At 70.5% G+C, this 17,507-nt stretch carries 22 protein-coding genes; 8 read left to right on the top strand and 14 right to left on the bottom strand.

The window, feature by feature from the left end; genetic code table 11:
* Positions 1 to 2: 2 nt before the first annotated feature.
* The 14 genes from MOX01_RS14850 to MOX01_RS14785 form a co-directional block, all read right to left on the bottom strand.
* Positions 3 to 1,442: a flagellar hook-length control protein FliK gene (locus tag MOX01_RS14850; protein WP_141370357.1), complete on the bottom strand. Its 1,440-nt coding sequence runs from the start codon at positions 1,440 to 1,442 to the stop codon at positions 3 to 5.
* Positions 1,439 to 1,870: a flagellar FliJ family protein gene (locus MOX01_RS14845; protein ID WP_061015735.1), complete on the bottom strand. Its 432-nt coding sequence runs from the start codon at positions 1,868 to 1,870 to the stop codon at positions 1,439 to 1,441. Before MOX01_RS14845 ends, MOX01_RS14850 begins: the two co-directional genes overlap by 4 nt.
* Complete coding sequence (locus MOX01_RS14840) at positions 1,867 to 3,162, bottom strand: FliI/YscN family ATPase (RefSeq protein WP_046747393.1); 1,296 nt, start codon at positions 3,160 to 3,162, stop codon at positions 1,867 to 1,869. The genes MOX01_RS14845 and MOX01_RS14840 overlap by 4 nt, the downstream gene beginning before the upstream one ends.
* Positions 3,159 to 3,764: a FliH/SctL family protein gene (locus MOX01_RS14835; protein ID WP_141370355.1), complete on the bottom strand. Its 606-nt coding sequence runs from the start codon at positions 3,762 to 3,764 to the stop codon at positions 3,159 to 3,161. The genes MOX01_RS14840 and MOX01_RS14835 overlap by 4 nt, the downstream gene beginning before the upstream one ends.
* Positions 3,754 to 4,758, bottom strand: a complete 1,005-nt coding sequence (gene fliG, locus MOX01_RS14830; RefSeq protein ID WP_046747395.1) for a flagellar motor switch protein FliG — start codon at positions 4,756 to 4,758, stop codon at positions 3,754 to 3,756. The genes MOX01_RS14835 and fliG overlap by 11 nt, the downstream gene beginning before the upstream one ends.
* Complete coding sequence (fliF, locus tag MOX01_RS14825) at positions 4,755 to 6,377, bottom strand: flagellar basal-body MS-ring/collar protein FliF (protein WP_058632716.1); 1,623 nt, start codon at positions 6,375 to 6,377, stop codon at positions 4,755 to 4,757. The genes fliG and fliF overlap by 4 nt, the downstream gene beginning before the upstream one ends.
* Positions 6,377 to 6,682: a flagellar hook-basal body complex protein FliE gene (fliE, locus tag MOX01_RS14820; protein WP_046747397.1), complete on the bottom strand. Its 306-nt coding sequence runs from the start codon at positions 6,680 to 6,682 to the stop codon at positions 6,377 to 6,379. The genes fliF and fliE overlap by 1 nt, the downstream gene beginning before the upstream one ends.
* Entirely contained in the window at positions 6,682 to 7,074 is a 393-nt protein-coding gene (locus MOX01_RS14815) for a flagellar basal body rod protein FlgC (protein ID WP_021198933.1), read from the bottom strand. Before MOX01_RS14815 ends, fliE begins: the two co-directional genes overlap by 1 nt.
* Positions 7,071 to 7,412: a flagellar basal body rod protein FlgB gene (locus tag MOX01_RS14810; protein WP_046747398.1), complete on the bottom strand. Its 342-nt coding sequence runs from the start codon at positions 7,410 to 7,412 to the stop codon at positions 7,071 to 7,073. The genes MOX01_RS14815 and MOX01_RS14810 overlap by 4 nt, the downstream gene beginning before the upstream one ends.
* Before the next feature lie 113 nt (positions 7,413 to 7,525).
* A complete protein-coding gene (locus MOX01_RS14805) occupies positions 7,526 to 7,822 on the bottom strand; it encodes a hypothetical protein (protein WP_061015743.1) in 297 nt (98 codons plus the stop codon).
* Positions 7,819 to 8,205: a flagellar export chaperone FliS gene (gene fliS / locus MOX01_RS14800; RefSeq protein WP_046747400.1), complete on the bottom strand. Its 387-nt coding sequence runs from the start codon at positions 8,203 to 8,205 to the stop codon at positions 7,819 to 7,821. Before fliS ends, MOX01_RS14805 begins: the two co-directional genes overlap by 4 nt.
* 2 nt (positions 8,206 to 8,207) lie before the next feature.
* Positions 8,208 to 9,596 carry a flagellar filament capping protein FliD gene (fliD, locus tag MOX01_RS14795; RefSeq protein WP_046747401.1) on the bottom strand — a complete coding sequence of 463 codons (1,389 nt, stop codon included), beginning with the start codon at positions 9,594 to 9,596 and terminating at the stop codon, positions 8,208 to 8,210.
* Positions 9,597 to 9,665: 69 nt separating this feature from the next.
* Entirely contained in the window at positions 9,666 to 10,496 is an 831-nt protein-coding gene (locus tag MOX01_RS14790; RefSeq protein ID WP_045263723.1) for a flagellin N-terminal helical domain-containing protein, read from the bottom strand.
* Between the two features lie 109 nt (positions 10,497 to 10,605).
* Positions 10,606 to 11,406, bottom strand: coding sequence for a sigma-70 family RNA polymerase sigma factor (locus MOX01_RS14785; RefSeq protein WP_046747403.1), 801 nt, complete (start codon positions 11,404 to 11,406; stop codon positions 10,606 to 10,608).
* 196 nt (positions 11,407 to 11,602) lie between these two features.
* Here MOX01_RS14785 and flgN point away from each other — a divergent pair, with 196 nt between their 5' ends.
* Genes flgN through MOX01_RS14745 form a run of 8 tightly spaced genes read left to right on the top strand, consistent with a single transcriptional unit; the run spans position 11,603 to position 17,507 of the window.
* Positions 11,603 to 12,085, top strand: coding sequence for a flagellar export chaperone FlgN (flgN, locus tag MOX01_RS14780; protein ID WP_046747404.1), 483 nt, complete (start codon positions 11,603 to 11,605; stop codon positions 12,083 to 12,085).
* A gap of 13 nt (positions 12,086 to 12,098) precedes the next feature.
* The gene (gene flgK, locus MOX01_RS14775; RefSeq protein ID WP_141370353.1) at positions 12,099 to 13,508 is read left to right on the top strand and encodes a flagellar hook-associated protein FlgK; all 1,410 of its coding nucleotides are present in this window, start codon (positions 12,099 to 12,101) and stop codon (positions 13,506 to 13,508) included.
* 13 nt (positions 13,509 to 13,521) lie between these two features.
* The gene (gene flgL, locus MOX01_RS14770) at positions 13,522 to 14,403 is read left to right on the top strand and encodes a flagellar hook-associated protein FlgL (RefSeq protein WP_058632719.1); all 882 of its coding nucleotides are present in this window, start codon (positions 13,522 to 13,524) and stop codon (positions 14,401 to 14,403) included.
* Positions 14,400 to 14,771 (top strand): flagellar assembly protein FliW, encoded by a 372-nt coding sequence (locus MOX01_RS14765; RefSeq protein WP_113680842.1) that lies wholly within the window; start codon positions 14,400 to 14,402, stop codon positions 14,769 to 14,771. Before flgL ends, MOX01_RS14765 begins: the two co-directional genes overlap by 4 nt.
* A gap of 60 nt (positions 14,772 to 14,831) precedes the next feature.
* On the top strand, positions 14,832 to 15,470 hold the full coding sequence (tsaB, locus tag MOX01_RS14760; RefSeq protein ID WP_046747408.1) for a tRNA (adenosine(37)-N6)-threonylcarbamoyltransferase complex dimerization subunit type 1 TsaB: 639 nt from the start codon (positions 14,832 to 14,834) through the stop codon (positions 15,468 to 15,470).
* Positions 15,467 to 15,955 carry a ribosomal protein S18-alanine N-acetyltransferase gene (gene rimI, locus MOX01_RS14755; RefSeq protein WP_141370351.1) on the top strand — a complete coding sequence of 163 codons (489 nt, stop codon included), beginning with the start codon at positions 15,467 to 15,469 and terminating at the stop codon, positions 15,953 to 15,955. The genes tsaB and rimI overlap by 4 nt, the downstream gene beginning before the upstream one ends.
* The gene (gene tsaD, locus MOX01_RS14750; RefSeq protein WP_046747410.1) at positions 15,952 to 17,019 is read left to right on the top strand and encodes a tRNA (adenosine(37)-N6)-threonylcarbamoyltransferase complex transferase subunit TsaD; all 1,068 of its coding nucleotides are present in this window, start codon (positions 15,952 to 15,954) and stop codon (positions 17,017 to 17,019) included. The genes rimI and tsaD overlap by 4 nt, the downstream gene beginning before the upstream one ends.
* Positions 17,016 to 17,507, top strand: coding sequence for a hypothetical protein (locus MOX01_RS14745; RefSeq protein WP_058632723.1), 492 nt, complete (start codon positions 17,016 to 17,018; stop codon positions 17,505 to 17,507). The genes tsaD and MOX01_RS14745 overlap by 4 nt, the downstream gene beginning before the upstream one ends.

Here is a 17,507-nt window from a genome sequence, read left to right as displayed (position 1 = left end):
GATCAGGCGAAGATGTCGATGCCGCCGTGCGGCGAAGTCAGCGGGGAAGTCGGATCGACGGATAAAGGGTGATCCGCGGAAGGTGAGCCTCCCGGCACTGCGGTTCCGGTCGTCCCGTCACGGCCGTTCGGTGTTCCCGGTCCCGCCCGACCCTGGTCCGCCCCCGCGGTGTGCGAAGACCCACCGGCTGCACCGCCGCCGCCGGAGCTCTGCGGGTTCGAAGCGGCGGGTCCGTCGTCCGAGGTCGACAGCAGGAGGGACGCATGGGGTGCCGCGGCGGCGAGGTCGCGACGGAGGTCGACGAGGATCGAGCGCAGCGCCTCCCTGCCGAGGTCGTTCGGCGCGTGCAGCTCGATGTGGATCGCGCCCCCGGAGATATGGGCGCGCACCGTCACGGGACCGAGGTTCTCGGGCGACACGGTGAGCGTGAGGCTGTGGTCGCCGTCCGGTGCCTGCGCGAGCGAGACGATGGGGGTCGCGATCTGGGTGAACAGCGCGGGACGGGCCGTCGCGACGACGCTCGGAGCCGCCGCAGTGGACACGGGCGTCGCGGGGGTCGTGCCCCCGATCGCCGGAGTCGCGGTGGACGCGTCCCCGGTGGCATGGGGGACCGAATGCGCCGGGGTCGCCGACGGGCCGGTCGGCGCGACCGGGGCCGTGGACTCCGACACCGGATCCGACGGGACGATCGTCTGATCCTCCGCGCCCGCTGCTCCGCGGGCATCTGCTGCGGTGCTCCCGCCGGCGGGGAGGGCCGCGGTGGTCGAGAGCGCTGACGCGGCAGTGCCGGCGTTCCCCCCGCTGGAAGTCGATGTCGAAACCGAGGTCGAGGTCGAGGTCCAGGTCGAGCTGAGCGCATCCGTCTCCGGAGCAGCCACCGTCGTCGCATCCGCCGAGATCCTCATGGCCGCCGGTCCGCTGAGCGGCGGCGATGGCAATGCACCGCCGGTCGCGAGACCTGAGGCGGCGGCGACCGATCCCGCGGGGGACGGTGGCGACCCGATCTCGATCACGCCCGCTGCCCCTTCGCCCACGGCAGTGCCGCCGGACGCACCCGTCGAAGCGGCGCCTCCCGGGGCGTGAGCCGTCGGCGGTGTCCCCGTCGGAGCTCCGACGCCGAGCAGGGTCTCCTCCACGGGCGGAGCCGGGCTGGTCGGCACGGGGGTGGGCAGGGCGACGCTGGGCGGAACCGGACCGGATGGCACGGGTGAGGCCGTGGGGTCGGACGGCGCGGGGTGAACTGTCGCGAGATCGGGGGAAGAGTCGTCGGCGGGTGCGCTCGCCGACGTGTCAGCCGCCCGATCGTCGGTGGCACGCGAGGCATCGATGATGACATCGGCGAAGGCCGCGGCTCCGGGGGTGGGCTGACGGGCGTCGGCGGGCGATCCCGCAGCACGGTTCATCCGCGGGGTGAGCATGTCGACGATGCCGAGAGACGTCATGCGTGGTCCTCCGTGGTCGTGCTGCTCGTGCGCGAACCGATCTCGTCGAGTTCCGTCTGCTCGGCGTGCAGCTCCGCGGTCCGCATCCGGAGGGCGTGCGCTTCGGCGAGCCGGTCGAGTCCGCGCATCGCCCTCCGCGCTTCGGCGTGCTCTGTCCTCGCCTCGTCCACCGTCCGCTTCTGCAGTTCGGACAGGGTCGTCAGGTCGACCAGCAGGGTCCGGCCGGCGACGCGAGCTGCCGCGAGCGCGGCGAGGGAGCGGACGTCGACGGCTTCGCTTCCGACCCCGGACAGGTGCGCGCGGAGGGATCGATCGCGCGCCTCCGTGTGCTGCGCGTCGATCACGGCGCGCGAGAGGCGCTGGGCCGCTGCGCGTTCCTGGATCTCCCTGACCCGCAGCAGACCGGCGAGCGAGAACGACCGCTTCATGACACTCCTCCGAACGATGCCACGAGGTCGTCCAGGCGACGCCAGGAATCCTCGATCTCACAGGTCTCGTCGAGGGGCTGCGTGAGGAACGCGCTGATCTCCTTCTCATGGGCGATCGCGGCGTCGATGCGGGCATCCGCTCCGGCTTGATATGCACCGATGTCGATGAGGTCGTTGGCGCGTCGGCGGGCGGCCAGCACGGCGCGGAGCGTCGCGGCGTGCGCCCGGCGCTCGGGGGTCGTGACCTTGCCGGCGACACGCGACACCGATCCGAGCACGTCGATCGCGGGGTGGTGCCCTGACAGTGCGAGCGCCCGGTCGAGCACGACATGGCCGTCGAGGATCGACCGCACCGTGTCGGCGATCGGCTCGTTGTGGTCGTCGCCGTCGACGAGCACCGTGTAGATGCCGGTGATGGAACCGCGCGTGTCCGTGCCTGCCCGCTCGAGCAGACCGGCGAGGAGGGAGAACGTGGAGGGCGGGTATCCGCGGGTGGCCGGAGGCTCCCCGGCCGAGAGCCCGATCTCGCGCTGCGCCATGGCGACGCGCGTGAGCGAGTCCATCATGAGGATGGCGTGTGCGCCGTCGTCGCGGAAGGCCTCGGCGATCCTGGTGGCGGTGTACGCGGCGCGGATGCGGGCCATGGCAGGTTGGTCCGAGGTCGAGACCACCACGACGGAGCGGGCGAGTCCTTCGGGCCCGAGGTCGTCTTCGATGAACTCGCGCACCTCGCGTCCGCGCTCGCCGACCAGCGCGATCACGGTGACCTCTGCTTCGGTGCCCCGCGCGATCATCGACAGCAGCGACGACTTCCCCACACCGGAACCCGCGAAGAGTCCGACGCGCTGACCGCGTCCGACGCTGACGAGTGTGTCGAGCGTCCGTACGCCGAGCGGAAGGGGCGAGTCGATCCGGTCGCGGCCCATGATGGAGGGCGGAGCATGGTCGAGGCTCACCGGCACAGCACCGGTCAGCGGACCCTTCCCGTCGATCGGGCGGCCCAGACCGTCGAGGACGCGTCCGAGGAGCGCTGCTCCTGTCGGCACCCGCAGTGCTCCTCCGCGAGCGCGCACAGGGGCTCCCACCGTGAGGCCGGCGACAGGGGCGAGTGGCATGCAGCGCAGTCCGCCCTCGCTGATCGCGACGACCTCGGCATCGACACCGTCCAGCGTCACGACGTCGCCGACGGCCCCGTCGAGGCCACGCACCTGCACGCTGAGGCCGCGTACCTGGGAGACCTCGCCGATGCGCTCGGGTCGAACCGCCTCGCGCACCGCGCCCCAGACGCTCACGGGGCGTGCTCCGTGAGGGCGCGACGGGCGCGCTCGAGCGCGCTTCCGATCCTGGCGTCGATGTGGCCGTGAGCCAGGGTGGCGACGGCATCTCCCCGGTGGAGCGCGTCGTCGGCGACGAGGGCGATGTCGCTCGGCTCCGCGGCGGACGTCTGCAGGGTCGCGAGGTCATCCGGGTTCAGGCGCACCTCGCGGATCGCTTCGGGGCCCGCGCCGGTCAACGCGCGTCGGAGGGCGGCGGCCGCGGCCGCCCCTGGCTCGGAGAGCTCCGAGACCAGGATCAGTTCCGCGATCTCGATCGCGCAGCGCAGCACCTGGTCCTCACCGGCGGCGGTGAGCTCCCGTTCCCGGTCTCCCAGGGATCGCGCTGCGGCGTGGAGCGCGGCGACCGCGGTCTCGATCCGCTGCGCCTCGGCCGCCTGGCTCGCTGCCCGCGCCTCGTCCGCAGCGCGCTGCTCCGACTCGGCCTCCGCGCGGCCGGCGCGGAACCCCTCCGCATGCCCGTCGGCGTAGCCGCGCGTGCGGGCGATCGCGTATTGCTCGCCGTCCTCGCGGCCGTCGAGACGCGGGAACAGCACCGGTGCGAAGGCCTCAGTAGACATATTCGTCCTCGTCGGCGCGTTGCACGGTGATGTCGCCGGCGGCCTCGAGCGCGCGGATCGTGCGCACGATCTCCGCTCTGGCCTCCTCGACCTGCGAGACGCGCACGGGGCCGAGCGTGCGGGCCTCCTCGTCGAGGTTCTCCCTGTTGCGCTCGGAGACGTTGCGACGGATGAGGTCGGCGATGGGCTGGTGCGCGCCCTTGAGAGCCAGGGCGAGCGAGCGGATGTCCATGCCCCGCAGCACGCGCTGGGTGTCGCGGTCGTCCAGCTTGACGATGTCGGCGAACGTGAACATGCGCGAGCGGATGTCCTCGGCCAACGCGCTGTCCCTGTCCTCGATGCTCGCCAGCAGCGCCTTCTCCACCGTGGCGCCGGAACGGGCGATGATCTCGACGAGGGGCTCGACGCCGCCGAGCACCTCAGGAGTGTCGCGCGCCGCGAAGGTGCCGGTCCGCGCCTTGAGGGCGTCCGCCACGATCGCGATCGCCTCCTGAGATGCGGTGCCCATCGTCGCGATCGCGTGGGCGACGTCCGTGCGTGTGGGGTCGGGGAGCGTGGAGAGCACGGCGGCAGCACGGTCCGTGGGCAGATGGGCGAGCACCAGGGCGACGGTCTGAGGAAGTTCGCCGTCGAGCAGCGTCGCGAGTTGAGCCGGGTCTGCAGACCCGAGGAACTCGAAGGACGAGTTCATCGACGACGATCCGACTCTGCCCAGCACGGCGGCCGCGCGTTCGGCGCCGAACGTCGCCTCCAGGAGTCCCGCTGCGATGTCGCGCCCTCCGCGGGCGGGTGGCAGGTGGCCCGACGCGATGCGGTGGAACTGGCCGAGCGCCTGAGCGGTGGTCGCCGCGTCCAGGTTCTGCAGGTCGATGATCTCGGCTGCGACGGCCTCGGCCTCCGCTTCGGACAGATGCTTCATCACCTCGATCGCCTGGGCGCGATCGAGGTTCATCAGGACGACGGCCGCTGTCTGCCGATCGGTCAGTCCGGTCATACCTGCTGCCTGTCGTCGATGAGGGTCCGCAGCAGGTCGGCTGTGCGCTTCGGGTCCTGCCGCGTGAGGGAGTCGATCTCCGCGCGCCGGCGCTCGAGGCTCACCTGCGCGGGCTCGGGGTCGGGCTCCGGCTCGGGGTCCGGCGTCGTCTCGAGGAACGCCAGCGGCGTGGTCGGCGCCTGATCGATCGCGGCGGTCGCGCCCGCGTCGAGGGCGGAGAGCGCGGGCGGACGGGCGCCGAAGAGCTCCTCGAACTCGGTGTCGGCCCCGCGGCGTCGGCGCGCACGCATGATGAGTGCGGCGAGACCGGCGAGCAGCGGGATGGCGATGGCGGCTGCGATGATGACGGTGTTCAGCAGCGCGGCCTGGCGCTCGGCGCCCTCGGCGTCCTTCGCCGCCTGGAGCGCCGCCTGCGCCGCCTCGGAACTGGTCTGGTTGAAGGCGACGAGCTCGACGGCGATCGAGTCGCCGCGGTCGGTGTCGATCCCCGCGGCGGTCTCGACGAGGTCGCTCAGCTGCGCGGTGCTCAGGTCGCCGCCCGCACCGGCGTCGACGGCCACGGACACCGACTGCCGCAGCAGCGAGCCGGCGGGTGTCGAGGTGCTCTGCGTGCTCTTGTTGACCGCGTTGGTCTTCGAGGTCTCCGTCGACTCGGAGGTGCCGTCGCCCCCGGCCGAGGGGACCGCGATGTTGTCGGGGCCCAGCACGCCGGCGTTCGAGCTCGAGCCGTTCTGCGTGTCGGTCCTGGTCTGCTCTGTCAACGGGGGCGCGCCCTCGGCGGGCGTGTAGGTCTCCTCGACGCGCTCGTTGACGGAGTGGTCGATCTCGGCGACCACGGTCACCTTGGCGTTGCCGGGGCCGACGACCGTGTCGAGCATCTGCTGCACGTTCGCGGTCACCCGTGCTTCGTAGTCGCTGGCCTGCTGGTCGATGCCGCCGGTCGTGCCGACGCCGGCGGCCGAGAGGGTCTGGCCGCTCTGATCCACCACGGCCACGTTCTCCGGCTTCATGCCGCTGACCGCGGCCGAGGTCAGATGCACGATCGCCTCGACCTGCTTCGGGGAGAGCGTCGAGTTGCCCGAGGTCTCCACGAACACGGAAGCCGTGGGGTCGACGGTCTCGGAGACGAACACGCTCTCCTCGGGGATGGCGAGCTGCACCGACGCGGCCGTCACGCCCTTGATCGAGGAGATGGTGGCGGCGAGCTCGCCCTCGATCGCGCGCTTGAAGGTCACCGACTGCTGGAACTCGCTCGTCGTGACGCCCATCTTGTCCAACAGCGAGTACCCGCCGGAGCTCGCGCCGGGAAGACCGGCGGACGCTGCGGCCAGGCGCTGGTCGTACACGTCCTTCTCGGGCACGAGCACCGTCGCTCCGCCGTCCGCCAGTTCGTACGGCACCGACGACGAGCGCAGCTGCTCGACCACGGCGTTCGCGTCGGAGGCGCTCATGCCGGAGAACAGCGGGGTGTAGGTCGGGCGGGTGAGCCAGCTGGAGAGCGCGACGATCCCGAGGGCGAGCACGGCGACGCCGATGATCGCGATCGTGCGCTGCGCGAGCGAGAAGCCCGCGATCACGCGCCCGATCCGCTGGAACACGTTGGTGACGGCCTGGGGCATCAGGCTTGCATCCGCATGATCTCGTTGAACGCGTCGACGCCCTTGTTGCGCACGGCGGCTACGAGCTCGAGGGTGACGGCGGCCCTCGACGACGCGATCATCGCCGAGTGGATGTCATCGAGGTCTCCGGTCACCGCGGCGACCTTGAGCTTGTCCGACTCCGACTGCAGCGTGCGCAGCTCGTCGATGGCGCCGGTGACACTGTTCGCGAACGCCGTGTCGTCGGTGGCCTTCGCGGGGGCGACGGCGGGAGGGGCGAGCGTGAAACTCGAGGAGATGGCTTCGATGCCGGGGAGTGCGGCCATCAGCTGCGTCCGATCTGCAGGGCGGATTCGTAGGAGTTGCGGGCGCGGTCGACGATGGCGGCGCTCGCCTGGTAGCCGCGCTGCGCGAGGATCAGCTGGCTCATCTGGTCGCCGAGGTCGATGTCCGGATAGCGCACGTAGCCGTCTGCGTCGGCGAGCGGGTGGTCGGGCTGGTGCACCAGACGTCCCTGTGCACTGCCCTGGGCGGTGCCGGCGACGTACACGCCGGGGGACTGGTCGCTCGTCTGGGCGAGGATGTACCGTGCGCGGAATGCCGCACCGTTGCTGGGAGCGGCGGTGTTGATGTTGGCGATGTTGTCGCTGATGGCGTCGAGCCACTTGCGGTGCACGGTCAGGCCGGTGCCGGCGATGCCGATCGCGTCGAAGGTCATGAGGTCCTCATCGCGGTGCGCATCGATGTGAACGAGCCGTTCACGGCCTGCGTGGCGAACTGGTAGCGCAGCATCGTGTCGATGCTGGAAAGGGTCTCGGTATCGAGGTTGACGTTGTTGCCGTTGAGGCGCGTGGGCTCGAGCGAGGTGCCGACCGTCGCCCCGACCCGTCCATCACCCGCATCGATCGACCGGGCGAGAGCCTGCTCGAACTGCACGCGCTTGGCGTGATAGTTCGGGGTGTTGATGTTGGCGATGTTGTCGGAGATCGCGCGCTGGCGCTGCGCGAGGCCGTCGAGCGCGCTCGTCAGCGCGTTCATGGTCACAGAATCGAACACGAAACCGGCTCCCCGTGTGTGGGTGGTATGGCCGATCCATGGCCGAAAATTGCGAGCCATCCGTGCTCTCCCTGCTCTATCGGCAGGGTTCAGCGCGACGTTAGGGAGCGAGCTCACCCATCGACGTCGAGGTAGGCAGGCTCCTCCGGCCGACGGGTGCTGGGGATGCGGCTCACGGCGCCGAGATGCCGGCGCATGCCGTCGAGGTCGGAGCGGGCACGGTCCATCGCTGAGCGCTGGAGGTCGATCACCCGCCGGGCGCGGTCAGCGAGCTCGGCGGGAAGCGGCGTGCTCGGCGGCGTCCACGGGGCGAGGTCGGCGTCGGCAGCGGCACCGGGGGCGGCATCGAGGATCTGCTCGGCCTCCTGTTCGAGCCGGTCGAGCAGCGCGGTCCACTCTTCCCCGCTCACGCCCGCGCCTCGGCGACGGTGCGAGCGGCCTCGTGCCAGGCGTCACGCAGCGGCGCGACGATCTCGTGGCACGCGTGCGTGCGCTCCGGGTCGCGGCCGATGTTGGCGCCGATGAGCGTCTGCGACAGGAAGACGTACAGCGAGCGCAGGCCGGCGCTGCCGTTCCAGTCGTCGGTCAGCGAGGACGACAGCTCGGAGACGATCGCCTGGGCGTGCTGCAGCTGGGCGTTCGCCTCGGTCCAGTCCTCTGCGCGCTGAGCGATCTCCCCGCGCTCGATGTCGAGCAGGAGACGGTCGTAGAGCATGGTCACCAGACGCTCGGGCGGCGCCGACAGCACGGCGTCGTCACGGTAGCGCTGCTGGGCGCGGAGCGCGGCGTTCATGCTCACTTCCCCGAGTTGGAGCTCGAGCCCGGAAGGGCGGCGATCTGCGAGGTCAGGTACGAGGACTGTGACTGCAGTTGCGAGAGCATCACCTCGAGGCGTGCGTAGGTGCGCTCGAGAGTGGTCTTGCGCTGCGCGAGGCGGACATCCCAGCGCTCCATCTGCTCGCCGAGTCCCTTGACCTCGCTCTCCTGGCCCGTGATCCGCGTGGTGAGGAGCCCCTCGTACTTGTCCGAGTACACCTTCGCGGTGTCCTGCACCCGCGAGGCGATGTCGGAGAACAGTCCTGCGACGGCATCCGGGTCCTTCGCGAGGGCTTCGGCGAACTTCTCCTCGTCGAAGCTCATCACGCCGTACATGTCGCTCGAGATGCCGATCGACGAAGGAGAGACGCCGTTCACGGGGTGCTGCACCGCATCGGCGAGGGCCGTGCGCAGTCCCCGGACCGCGCTGTCGCCGGTGAAGACGCCCAGAGTGGTCTTGTCTCCCTGCTTGGCGGCGATGGTCGCCTTCGAGCCGTTGTCGATGCGGGTCAGGATGTCCTTGACGGCGGCGATGAACTCTGCGGAGGCCTTGGTGCGAGCAGCGGTGTCGACGGCGACGCCGATGGTCACGGGTGCCGCCGAGGCCGCGGAGACGGTCACGTCTACCCCGTCGAACAGGTCGGTGAAGGTGTTGCTCGACGAGGTCAGCACCTGCTCCGCGCTGGTGCCGGCCCACAGGCGCACCTGGGCGTCGGCACCGACGTCGATGACGGCCGCTCCTGCTTCGGTGGAGATGTCGGAGGCGGTGCCGGCCGCTACCGCAGCGGTGTCTCCGCGGTAGGCGCGGAACTGGCCGGCCTCTCCCGAGTCGGCGGCCCGCAACTGCAGGCGGTGCATCGGGTTGCCGTCGGCGTCACGTCCGGCGGGGACGGCCGCGGCGACGATGCCGAAGCCTGCTTCGTTCACCGCGCGGGCGACATCCTGCATCGACGTGGAGTCTGCGGTGACCTGCACGCGTTCGCCCTTGGCGTTCTCGAGGGTGATCACCGGTGGGTCGACGGGCCACCCGGCGGAGGCTGCGGAGACGATCGTGTGGTTCTTGGCGACCTTGTCGACGACGATGTCGGCCGAGAGCGGCGCGGCACCATCGCGGGTGGCGACGGTGACCGTCGGCGAGGAGGACGAGGTGGTGAAGCGGGCGAGTCCGTCGCGGGTCGCGGCCTTCTCGGCTGCCGTGGCGAGGTTCTGCACCGCCGTGTTCAGGGTGCGCAGCTGGGTGACGATGCCGTTCTTGTCATCCATCTTCGCCTTGAGCAGTGAACGGGGGATGGAGGCGACATCCATCAGCGCCTTGATGACCTCGGTGGTCTTCAGGCCGGAGACGAGGCCGTCGAGCGAGAGGGACATGGTCGCCTTTCCTGTTGAGGAGCGGACAGGGTCCGGACGCCGGTGGGCGTCCGGACCCTATGACGTGGTTCAGCGCAGGAGCTGGAGCACGCCCTGGTTGGCCTGGTTGGCCTGTGCCAGCATCGCCGTACCTGCCTGGGACAGGATGTTCTTCGACGTGAACTTGACCATCTCGGACGCCATGTCGGTGTCGCGGATCCGGCTCTCGGCGGCGGAGAGGTTCTCCGCCGACACGTTGAGGCTGTTGATGGTCGACTCGAAGCGGTTCTGCAGCGCACCGTAGCCGGCGCGTGCGGTCGAGACCGCCTGGATCTGCGTGTCGATACCCGCCAGCGCGGCACCGTACGTCGCGGCGTCCGTCATGGTCCCCGCGAGCGTCTTGATGTCGGCACCGAGGGTGGCGAAGTCGGTCAGGGCGACCGAGATCTGGTCCTCGGCGGCGACGGAGCCCGCACCGACCTGGAACGTCAGCGTGTTGCCGCCCGAGAGCAGCTTGATGCCGTTGAAGTTCGTGCTGCCGGCGATCCGGGTGAGCTCATCACCGAGGGTGTTGATCTCCTTCTGGATCGCGTCGCGCGACTTCGTGTTGTTCGAGTCGTTCGCACCCTGAGCGGTCAGGTCGCGAACGCGCTGCAGGATCGAGTGGACCTCGGTCAGGGCGCCTTCAGCGGTCTGGATGACCGAGATGCCGTCCTGGGCGTTGCGTGCCGCGACGTTCAGGCCGTTGACCTGCGAACGCAGGCCCTCGGAGATCGCGAGGCCTGCAGCGTCGTCGGCCGCGCGGTTGATGCGGAAGCCGCTGGACAGCTTCTCGAGCGACTTCGACAGGTCGTTCTGCGTGTTGGACAGGTTGCGGTAGGCGTTGAGTGCCGACACGTTCGTGCTGATCTGCATACCCATAAGGGTTCTCCTCCGTGAATGGTGTTGTGCGGGAGACCATCCGTGGTCTCCCGGTCACACCTATCGGCGGAGGTTCCCGGCGCGTTAGTCGGGCCGGCGGGGAATCGGCTCAGGCAGTCGCCGATTCGCGGAAGACCCCGGCGATCCGGGAGCCGGCGGCGTCCGCGATCCTGGTGAAGTAGGCATCGCGGGCCGCGGGGGAGACCCGCGTCGTCGCTGCCGGCGTCGACCCCTCTGCGTAGTAGCGGTCCAGGGCGTCGCGCAGAAGCCGGATCGCTTCCGAGCGCTGCTGCGACACCGCGGAGTGCGTCACCCCGAGCTCCTCGGCGATCTCCTTGACGGGGCGTTCGTCGAAGTAGACCGCCTGCACGATCCGCCGCATGCGCTCCGGCAGGGCGATGACCGCCTGCTCGAGCACCTCGCGCCGTTCTCCCACCAGTGCCGATTCCTCGGGGAGGGGGATGTCGGCGGTGACGTCACGGGCGGCGGGGTCGTCGAGAGTGGTCAGCATCCTGGCGGCGTCGCCGAGTGCTTCGATCACGACGTCCTTCGCGACGCCCATCGCGGTGGCGACCTCGGCGACCGTCGCGGTGCGGCCGAGCCCGGCGGTCAGCGCCTCGCGGACGGCGACGGTCTCCTTGATGCGTTTGCGTATGCCGCGGGAGGCCCAGTCCATCGAGCGCATCTCGTCGGCGAAAGCGCCGAGGATGCGTCGGCGGGCGTAGGCCCCGAAGGGTACGCCGAGCTCCGGATCGAATGCTTCGGCCGCTGTCACGAGCGCGAGTGCTCCGACGGCCGCGAGCTCGTCGCGGGGGATGTGGGTGGCGCGGGCATGGGTCTCGGCGGCGAGGTATCCGACCAGGGGGAGGTTGCTCTCTATGAGCAGATTGCGCTCAGCGCGCGACGACATGGGGGATGATCCACCTCTCTGGATGCACTCCGAAAGATCCGAGGAGATGAACAGATGCACATATCACACGTTTTATGATTTGTACATGGGGAGAACTATCCATCGCCGTTCCACATAGTAACGTTAGGCAGACGCTGGCCGATAGTGACCTTTGGCCGCGTTGTCAGGCGGGGCGATCACTGGGGAAAAGGGGATCATGGGAGCCAACGAACTATCGATACAGCTGTGGCGAGAGCGCGAGCTGCTCGAGATGCTGCTGTTCAAGCTCGATGAGCAGCAGCTGCTTCTCGCCGCCGGGCGATCCCAGTGGATCCAGTTTGCCGCACGGGAGATCGATCAGGTGCTCGATCGACTGCGCGGCGCAGGCCTCGCCCGCACCGTCGAGGTCGCCACCGTCGCCGAGGAGTGGGGAGCTCCCGAGGCGTCGACGATCCGCGAGCTGATCGAGCACGCGCCGGAAGGGGCATGGCAGGAGGTGTTCGCCGACCATCTGCGAGCGCTGTCGAAGCTCGCCGCCGAGGTCGAGCAGCTGCGCGACGCCAACGCCGAGCAGCTCAGCGGAGTGCTCCGCGCGACGCAGGAGACGATCGCCGCGCTCGGGCACGACACGGGCGAGTACACGACCAAGGGTGACCGCGCGCGCGACGATGCCGCGCGGATCATCGACACCGAGATGTGACCGAGAGGGGATCATGTCGACCTTCAGCGGATTGAACACGGCGGCCAGCGGACTGGCGGCTGCCCGACGCGGCATGGACGTGGTCGGGCAGAACATCGCCAATCAGAAGACGGAGGGGTACACGCGGCAGCGTGTGACCACCTCGGCCGTCGCGGCCATCGCGCAGACCGGACGATTCAGCGTGGGCGCCCTCCCGGGGCACGGCGTCTCGATCGACGGCGTCGCACGCCTGGGTGACGCCCTTCTCGACGCCAGGGTGCGCGACGCCCTCGGCGCTTCGGGGTACTGGTCGACCAGGGCGGTGGCCGCGACCACGGTCGAGGCATCGCTGGCCGAGCCCACGGCGAACGGGCTCGCCGCCCGGCTGTCCAAGTTCTGGTCCGGCTGGCAGGACCTCGCGAACACGCCGGACTCGGGGGCAGCGGCCTCGAGCATCCTGGAATCGGCGAAGGAGCTCGCCTCGCACATCGCCGGCGGGTACCGGAACGTCGCCACCCAGTGGAGCAATGCGCGCGACTCCGCCGACCGCACGGTCTCCCAGGTGAACGCCACCGCCGCCCAGATCGCGGTCCTCAACGGAGAGATCCGCGATGCACTCGCTTCCGGCCGCTCGGCGAACGAGCTCATGGATCAGCGCAGCGTCCTCGCGCAGAACGTGGCCAGGATGTCCGGCGCGGCGGCGACCATCGAGAGCGACGGCACGATGACCGTGCGGCTGGGCGGCAACGCGCTGGTATCGGGTTCCGATTCACGCCACCTGGTGCTGACCGGGCCCGCCTCGATCGATTCGGGGCAGCGGTTCAGCCTCTCGTGGGCGTCTGCGCCCGATCTGCCCGTGTCGATCGACGGCGGTGAGCTCGGTGCCTCGCTGTCGGTGCTGGCCCCGGCCTCCGAAGGCGGCATGCTCGCCGGGCTCGCGGCGACGTACGACAAGGTCGCAACGACGCTGGCCGACGCCATGAACGCCCAGCACAGGGCAGGGGTGACCTCCACCGGCCAGGCCGGGGGAGACTTCTTCACCGTGCCGACGACGGGCTCCGCCGCACTGGGCCTGACCGTCGCCGTCGGCTCGGCCTCCGAGCTCGCGCTCGCGGCGCCCGGTGCCGGTGCCCTGGACGCGACCAACGCCGACCTGATCTCGCAGATCGGTCGGAGCGCTGGCTCCCCTGACGCCGTCTGGTCCGATCAGGTCACCCGGTTCGGGGTCGCGACCGCGGCCGACGTGCAGCGCGCGAAGCTCTCCGACTCCGCAGCTGTCGCCGCCGTCGGAGCCCAGCAGTCGGTCGCCGCTGTCGACGGCGACGAGGAGACCATCAGCCTGCTCACCTACCAGACCGCCTATCAGGCCGCCGCCCGTGTGATGACAGCGGTGGATGAGGCGCTCGACGTCCTGATCAACCGCACCGGCCTCGTCGGACGCTGAGCGAAGGAGCACCGTGATCTCTCGAGTGACGTCATCCGCCATGACGCAGACGGCCATGCGCCAGCTGCAGTCCAACCTCTCCGAGCTGGCGCGTCTGCAGGAGCAGGCGACATCCCAGCGTGCCTTCGCCGCACCGTCCGACGACCCGGCGGCAGCGGCCACGGCACTGGCGCTTCACGCCGAGCAGCGTCGCACCGAGCAGTATGCGCGCAACATCGACGACGGCCTCGCCTGGGTCACCGCTGCCGACACGGCCATCACGGCGAGCACCGCCCTGCTCGCGCGCGTGCGTGATCTGACGGCCCAGGGCGCGAACGACGGGGCGCTGGACGCGACGGCCAAGGAGGCGTTGGCGGTCGAGCTCGAAGGCATCCGCAAGGAGATGCTGTCCCAGGCGAACACGCGGCTGCTCGGCCGTTCCGTGTTCGCGGGCACGTCCGACACGGCCGCCTTCGCCGCCGACTACAGTCACAGCGGGGTGCCGGGAGCGGAAGTCACCCGTCGGGTCTCCGACGCCGCCTCTGTGCGCGTCGACACCGACGGCGCCGCGGTCTTCGGCACGGGAGACGACTCCGTCTTCGCGCTCGTGGACAAGATCGTGGCGGACCTCCGCTCCGGCACGAACGTCGGGCCCCGGCTCGGCGAGATCGACAGTCGACGCACCGCCATGCTCGGGGTGCAGGGCTCGGTGGGAACCAGGCAGTCCCAGATCGAACGCGCCAAGGAGGCGGCAGTGCAGAATTCCGTGTCCCTCGAGTCCCGCAGGACGGCGGTGGAGGACGTCGATTCGATCGAGGTGCTCGTGCGTCTGCAGGCGCAGGAGCTCGTGTACCGTTCGGCGCTCGCCGTCAACGCGCGTGTGCTGCAGCCGTCGCTCATGGACTTCCTGCGATGAGCGCCGTACTGACGTTCATCGCCCCGCCTCCGGGACTGGCTCCCCATGTGGACTTCGCACTCGCCCCCGTCGACGGGTCAGACGGGTTGTTCTCCCTGCGGGCGGTCGAGGATGCGGAACTGCGCCTGTTCCTGGTCGATCCTCGGACGGTGCTGAGCGACTACGCGCCGACCCTCAGCGATGAGCAGGCGGACGGCCTCGCTCTCGGCTCTCCCGACGACGCGCTGGTGCTGGTGGTCGCCCACCCCTCGTCCGAGGGCGTGAGCGTGAACCTCCTCGCCCCCGTGATCGTGAACCAGACCACAGGAGCCGCCGCGCAGGTGATCCTGGAAGACCAGGACTACCCCCTGCGCGCGCCGCTCGGCTGACCCGGGGTGCGCGGCTCGGGTCGGCAGCCCTCCCCAGGGGACGGCGGCTAATCTGGAGTCGTGATCCTTGCCGTCGATACCTCCCTGGGCACTGCCGTCGCCCTCATCGATGCCGACGGGGAACGACGTGCCGAAGCGGCTGCCGTCGACCCGCTCGGCCATGCCGAGGTCATCGGAGACCTGCTCGTGCAAGTTCTCAGCGAGGCGGGCGATGCTTCCGGCGGGGCGGGCGACACGGAGATCACGCACGTGGTCACCGGCATGGGGCCGGGGCCGTTCACCGGCCTGCGCATCGGCATCGCCGCCGCGCGCGCCTTCGCCCTCGGCCGCGACCTCCCCGTCGTCCCCGTCCCCAGCCACGTCGCGGCAGCCCTCACCGCTCTCGACACCGAGACCGCACCCTTCGCGATCGTGACCGACGCGCGCCGACGCGAGGTCGCCATCACCGTGTTCGATGGTCTCGACGACGACGGCATCCCCGCTGTGGTCGCCGACACCGTGCTCGTCCGAGCGGCAGACGCGGATGCCCACCTCGACGGCATCCGCCGCATCGATGTGTCGACGCTGTCCGCGACGGACCTCGCACGGGTCGGCGCGCGGGCTCTCGCGGCCGGCCGCACGCTCGCCGGGGAGGAGCCCCTGTACATGCGGCACCCTGATGTGACGCTCCCCGGTGCCCCGAAGAAGGTGGGCACATGACCCTTCGAGACGCCACAGCAGATGACCTCGACGCGATCATGGCGATCGAGAACGGGTCCTTCCCGACCGATGCCTGGAGCTCGGAGACCATGGTCGCCGAACTCGTCAGCCCGCACGGCCGGTATCTGGTCGACGAGCACGACGGCGAGGTCATCGGCTACGGCGGGGTACGGGCACTGCTCGGCAGCGCCGACGCCGACATCCAGACCATCGCACTGCTCGCCGAACATCGGGGACACGGGAGAGGACGCGCCCTGTTGCGCGCTCTGCTCGCCGCGGCGGCGGAGCGTGGTGCGCGAGAGGTCTTCCTGGAGGTCAGGGCCGACAACCCCTCCGCGGAGGGGCTGTACCGTGCCGAGGGCTTCGAGGAGATCGCCCGCCGCCCGCACTACTATCAGCCGGATGGCGTCGACGCGATCGTGATGCGAATGCACCTGCGGCACCATGCGGCGCCCTCCGCGGCGGACGAGGAGGCGAAGGCATGAGCGAACCGCTGGTTCTGGGCATCGAGACGAGCTGCGACGAGACGGGCATCGGCATCGTGCGTGGGCGCACCCTGCTGTCGAACACCATCGCCTCGAGCATGGACGAGCACGCGCGCTACGGCGGCGTCGTTCCCGAGGTCGCCGCGCGGGCGCACCTCGAGGCGCTGCAGCCCTCGATCGACGCCGCGCTCGCCGAAGCGGGGGTGGGACTCGCCGACCTCGATGCCGTCGCGGTCACCAGCGGGCCAGGGCTCGCCGGCGCGCTGATGGTCGGTGTCGGCGCCGCGAAGGGCCTCGCCGTCTCGATCGACAAGCCCCTGTACGCGGTGAACCACCTGGTCGGGCACATCGCGGCCGACATCCTCACGGCCGACTCCGCGCCGCTCGAATACCCGACGATCGCCCTGCTCGTCTCGGGCGGGCACACCTCACTGCTGCACGTGCGAGACCTCACCACAGACGTCGAGCTGCTCGGGGAGACGATGGACGACGCCGCGGGCGAGGCCTTCGACAAGGTCGCCCGGCTGCTGTCGCTCCCGTACCCCGGAGGGCCGGAGATCGATCGGGCGGCGGCGACCGGCGACCCGCACGCGATCCGGTTCCCCCGCGGACTGTCGCGGGCCTCCGACCTGGCGAAGCACCGGTACGACTTCTCGTTCTCTGGGCTCAAGACGGCGGTCGCCCGCTGGGTCGAGCGCTGCGAGGCCGAGGGGATCGACGTGCCCGTCGCCGATGTAGCCGCGAGCTTCCGCGAGGCCGTCGTCGACGTGCTGGTCACGAAGGCCCTCGCCGCGTGCTCCGATCTCGGCGTCCCCCGCCTGCTGCTCGGGGGAGGGGTCGTCGCGAACCGACGGCTCCGCGATGTCGCGCTCGAGCGCGCCGACGCCGCTGGCGTCACCGTGCGCATCCCCCCGCTCTCGCTCTGCACCGACAACGGGGCGATGATCGCCGCACTCGCCGCCGAGCTCATCTCTTCCGGGCGTCCGCCGTCGACGCTCGCCTTCGGGGCGGATTCGACGCTTCCCGTGACGGAGATCCAGGTCGCGGAGGCGGTGCCCGCATGAGCGCCGCCCCCGACGCTCCCGACGCGGAGCCGGCCCCGCCCCCGACGCCGGCGGCTCGCATCGAGCGCCCCAGCGACGAGGTGGAGCACCCCGCGGGAACCGCCCGCCTTCCCGGCGCGCGGCGCGACGGCTACACCCGCCTGCCCACGGGCCCGGTGGGCATCGAACCGGTCGTCGTGACGGGACCGGACATCGACGCCCCCGAGGAGACGGAGTGGGAGCCGTCCACCGGGACCGTGTCGATCGACGACACCCGACTGGCGCCGTGGGCGCTGGTGGCCGCGATCGTGGCGCTCGGAGCGTCGTTCTTCGTGGGGTGGGGGATTCCGGTCGCAGTGGTGGCGGTCATCGCGGCGATCATGTCATTGCGTCGCCCGGTCGAGAACCGTGCGATCGCGCGCTGGGCGCTCGTGCTCGGGCTCTGCGCGACCGTCTACAGCCTGGGCTGGCTGGTCTGGGCCGGCATGCAGTTCGAGCGGCTCGGCTGA

The sequence above is a fragment of the Microbacterium oxydans genome (assembly GCF_006540085.1).
Taxonomy (GTDB): domain Bacteria; phylum Actinomycetota; class Actinomycetes; order Actinomycetales; family Microbacteriaceae; genus Microbacterium; species Microbacterium oxydans.
Note: the sequence above shows the minus strand (reverse complement) of the source record. Positions and strands in the feature narration are given on the sequence as shown.

Excerpts from the sequence above, each read along its gene's own strand:
- fliD (WP_046747401.1), bottom strand. The coding sequence starts at position 9,596 with ATGTCCCTCTCGCTCGACGGCCTCGTCTCCGGCCTGAAGACCACCGAG.
- MOX01_RS14785 (WP_046747403.1), bottom strand. The coding sequence starts at position 11,406 with ATGTCGTCGCGCGCTGAGCGCAATCTGCTCATAGAGAGCAACCTCCCC.
- MOX01_RS14745 (WP_058632723.1), top strand. The coding sequence starts at position 17,016 with ATGAGCGCCGCCCCCGACGCTCCCGACGCGGAGCCGGCCCCGCCCCCG.
- fliS (WP_046747400.1), bottom strand. The coding sequence starts at position 8,205 with ATGAACGCCGCGCTCCGCGCCCAGCAGCGCTACCGTGACGACGCCGTG.
- flgN (WP_046747404.1), top strand. The coding sequence starts at position 11,603 with ATGGGAGCCAACGAACTATCGATACAGCTGTGGCGAGAGCGCGAGCTG.
- MOX01_RS14765 (WP_113680842.1), top strand. The coding sequence starts at position 14,400 with ATGAGCGCCGTACTGACGTTCATCGCCCCGCCTCCGGGACTGGCTCCC.
- fliF (WP_058632716.1), bottom strand. The coding sequence starts at position 6,377 with ATGCCCCAGGCCGTCACCAACGTGTTCCAGCGGATCGGGCGCGTGATC.
- MOX01_RS14845 (WP_061015735.1), bottom strand. The coding sequence starts at position 1,870 with ATGAAGCGGTCGTTCTCGCTCGCCGGTCTGCTGCGGGTCAGGGAGATC.
- fliE (WP_046747397.1), bottom strand. The coding sequence starts at position 6,682 with ATGGCCGCACTCCCCGGCATCGAAGCCATCTCCTCGAGTTTCACGCTC.
- fliG (WP_046747395.1), bottom strand. The coding sequence starts at position 4,758 with ATGACCGGACTGACCGATCGGCAGACAGCGGCCGTCGTCCTGATGAAC.
- rimI (WP_141370351.1), top strand. The coding sequence starts at position 15,467 with ATGACCCTTCGAGACGCCACAGCAGATGACCTCGACGCGATCATGGCG.
- MOX01_RS14850 (WP_141370357.1), bottom strand. The coding sequence starts at position 1,442 with ATGACGTCTCTCGGCATCGTCGACATGCTCACCCCGCGGATGAACCGT.
- MOX01_RS14790 (WP_045263723.1), bottom strand. The coding sequence starts at position 10,496 with ATGGGTATGCAGATCAGCACGAACGTGTCGGCACTCAACGCCTACCGC.
- tsaD (WP_046747410.1), top strand. The coding sequence starts at position 15,952 with ATGAGCGAACCGCTGGTTCTGGGCATCGAGACGAGCTGCGACGAGACG.
- flgK (WP_141370353.1), top strand. The coding sequence starts at position 12,099 with ATGTCGACCTTCAGCGGATTGAACACGGCGGCCAGCGGACTGGCGGCT.
- MOX01_RS14815 (WP_021198933.1), bottom strand. The coding sequence starts at position 7,074 with ATGACCTTCGACGCGATCGGCATCGCCGGCACCGGCCTGACCGTGCAC.
- MOX01_RS14835 (WP_141370355.1), bottom strand. The coding sequence starts at position 3,764 with ATGTCTACTGAGGCCTTCGCACCGGTGCTGTTCCCGCGTCTCGACGGC.